At 71.7% G+C, this 2,785-nt stretch carries 1 protein-coding gene; it reads right to left on the bottom strand.

All coding sequences use genetic code 11. The annotated features are described in order from the left end of the window. Positions 1-71: 71 nt before the first annotated feature. The coding region (gene ppc, locus G6026_RS03430; RefSeq protein WP_182612267.1) for a phosphoenolpyruvate carboxylase at positions 72-2,785 on the bottom strand (2,714 nt) is incomplete at its 5' end.

The following is a 2,785-nucleotide window of genomic DNA, read 5'->3' as shown; positions in this document are numbered from 1 at the left end:
CTGCGGTAGCGACCCGGCCGCCCCCGGCCGGGCTCCGGCCTGGCTCCGGCCGGCCGGGCGCGGTGGACGGGTCAGCCCGAGTTTCGCAGCGCTGTGGCCAGGCCGTTCATCGTCAATTGGATGCCCGTGCGCACGTCGGGGTCGTGATCGCCCGCGCGGTAGCGCCGCAGCAGCTCCACCTGCAGCCTGTTGAGCGGTTCGAGATACGGGAACCGGTTCCGGACGGAGCGGGCGAGGGCCGGGTTGTCGTCCAGCAGGGTCTCCTGACCGGTCACGGCCAGCAGCATCTCGCGGGTGAGCTCGAACTCGTCGGAGATCACCCCGTGGATCCTCCTGCCCACCTCGGCGTCCGGGACCAGCTCGGCGTACCGGCCCGCCAGACTCATGTCGGCCTTGGCCATGACCTGGGCCATGTTGGACAGCGTGGTGCGGAGGAACGGCCAGTCCCGGTAGAGGCGGCGCAGTGTGGCCAGCCGCTCCTCGGCGTTGGCGCCCCCCGCGTCGTGGCCCTCCGAGTCCGTGGGCCCGCCGTCGTCGATCCAGCGCTTCAGGGCGCTGCCCACGCCGAACCAGCCGGGCAACATCACACGGGACTGCGACCACGACAACACCCACGGGATCGCCCGGAGGTCGTCGACCGAGGAGGTCTGCTTCCGGGACGTGGGGCGGGAGCCGATGTTGAGCTCGCCGATCTCGCTGAGCGGGGTGGAGGTGGTGAAGTACTCGATGAACCCCGGGTCCTCGTGGACCAGCTCGGCGTACGCCTCGCGACCGAGGCGGGCGAGGGCGGCCATCACCGCGTAGGCCTGCTCCGCGTCGTCCCCCAGACCCTCCACGTCGAGCAGCGAGACCTCGAGGGTGGCCGCCACCAGTGCCTCGAGGTTGCGGCGGGCCCGGACGGGCTCCGAGTACTTGGCGGAGATGATCTCCCCCTGTTCGGTGATCCGAAGCGCGCCCTGCACCGCGCCCGGGGGCTGCGCGAGGATCGCGTCGTAGGAGTTCCCGCCGCCGCGCCCCACCGCGCCGCCGCGGCCGTGGAAGAAGCGCAGGTGCACATCGGCGCGTGCGGCCGCGTCGACCAGAGCGAGCTCGGCCTCGTACAGCGACCAGTTGGCGGCGAGGTACCCCCCGTCCTTGTTGGAGTCCGAGTAGCCCAGCATGACCTCGAGCACGTCCTCCTGGGAGCGCACCAGTGCGCGGAACTGGGGCAGCGCCAGCGCCGCGTCGAGCATCCGCGCCCCGCCGGCGAGGTCGTCGATGGTCTCCAGCAACGGGATGAGGCGCACGGTCGACCGGGGTTCGTCCGGGCTACCGGAGAACAGTCCGACCTCCTTGAGGAGGATGGCGGGTTCGAGCAGGTCGGAGACCGAACCGCACATCGACACGATGTAATGGGGCACCACGTCCGGTCCGAGCCCGGCGACCGCTTCCGCGGCCGCACGCAGGACGCCCATCTCCTTGTCCGCGAACTCCGAGAGCTCCGCACGGACGCCCAGCAGCGGGCGATCGTGGGAGAGCTCGGCGAGCAGGAGCTCGACACGGGCGTCCTCGTCGAGAGCCGAATAGTCCTCGGACACCCCGGCGAGCGCGAACAGCTCGGTGAGCAGGTCCTCGTGCGACTCCGAGTTCTGGCGCATGTCCAGGGACTGCAGGTGGAACCCGAACGAGTTCAGCGCCCACCGCAGGTCCCGCAGTCGCGGGGCCCGCAGCAGGTCTGACCCCACCGCGGAGAGTCCGGCGTCGATGGTCTCGAGGTCCGCCGCCATCTCCTCCGGGTCCTCGTACGGGGGATCGTCGTCCAGGCCGATGAGACGCCCGGCGGACAGGAGTACCGAGCGGGGCAGCGACGACCCGGTCGCGCGGGCACGCGCGGCGAGCCGACGACGGACCACGCGGACCGCCTGGCGGAACGGTACGTCCTCCCGGGCCGGGCTCCCCTCGACCTGGGTGTCCTCGAGGGAATCGGCCAACGCGGCTATCCCCGGGTCGACCTCGACGATCCGGGCCGACATCGACAACTCGCGTTCGAGGAGTCGCAGCTGCTCGGCGTAGTGACCGTGCAGCAGCTCGGCCGCCCGGTCGGTGGCGAACCGCACCACGTCACCCGTGACGTACGGGTTGCCGTCGCGGTCGCCGCCGATCCACGAACCGGGCCGCACCACCGCACGACCCCCGCACCCGAGGCGGTCGTCGATCTGGGCGTTGAGCGGCGGGATCACCTCCAGCAGGGTGGCCTCGTAGTACTGCAGACCGGCCATCACCTCGTCCTCGATGTGGGGACGCTCGTTACGGATGAGAGCGGTCTGCCACAGCGCGAGCACGAGGCGGCGCAGCTCGAGCTCGATCTCCGCGATCTCCGCCTCCGTCACCGGGTCCTGGTCCCTCGAGCGCAGATCGTCCCGGCGACCCATGAGGAGATGCACCCGGCGGGTGGCCTCGAACACCATCCGGCGACGGGTCTCCGTGGGGTGCGCGGTGAGCACCGGGGACACGCGGGCGGTCGCCCGCACGGCGGCCAGTCGCTCGTCGTCGTCCGCCGCCAGCAGGTCCGCGACCCGGGTCCACGTGACCTCCAGGTCCCCGTCGGGCGGCGACTCTCCCGCGGCCCGGTGGATCCGCCTGCGGCGCTCCTGATGCAGGTCCTCCGCCACGTTGGCGAGCAGGGCGAACAGGGAGAACGCGCGGATCACCGGAATGGCGTCGGCGGCGCTGATGTCCTTGAACAGGGCGGACACCTCGTCCCTGTCGGCCTCCGAGCGCCGGACCGCGAACGCCGTCCGGCGGA

The sequence above is a fragment of the Dietzia sp. DQ11-38-2 genome (assembly GCF_014145055.1).
Classification (GTDB): Bacteria; Actinomycetota; Actinomycetes; order Mycobacteriales; family Mycobacteriaceae; genus Dietzia.
Note: the sequence above shows the minus strand (reverse complement) of the source record. Positions and strands in the feature narration are given on the sequence as shown.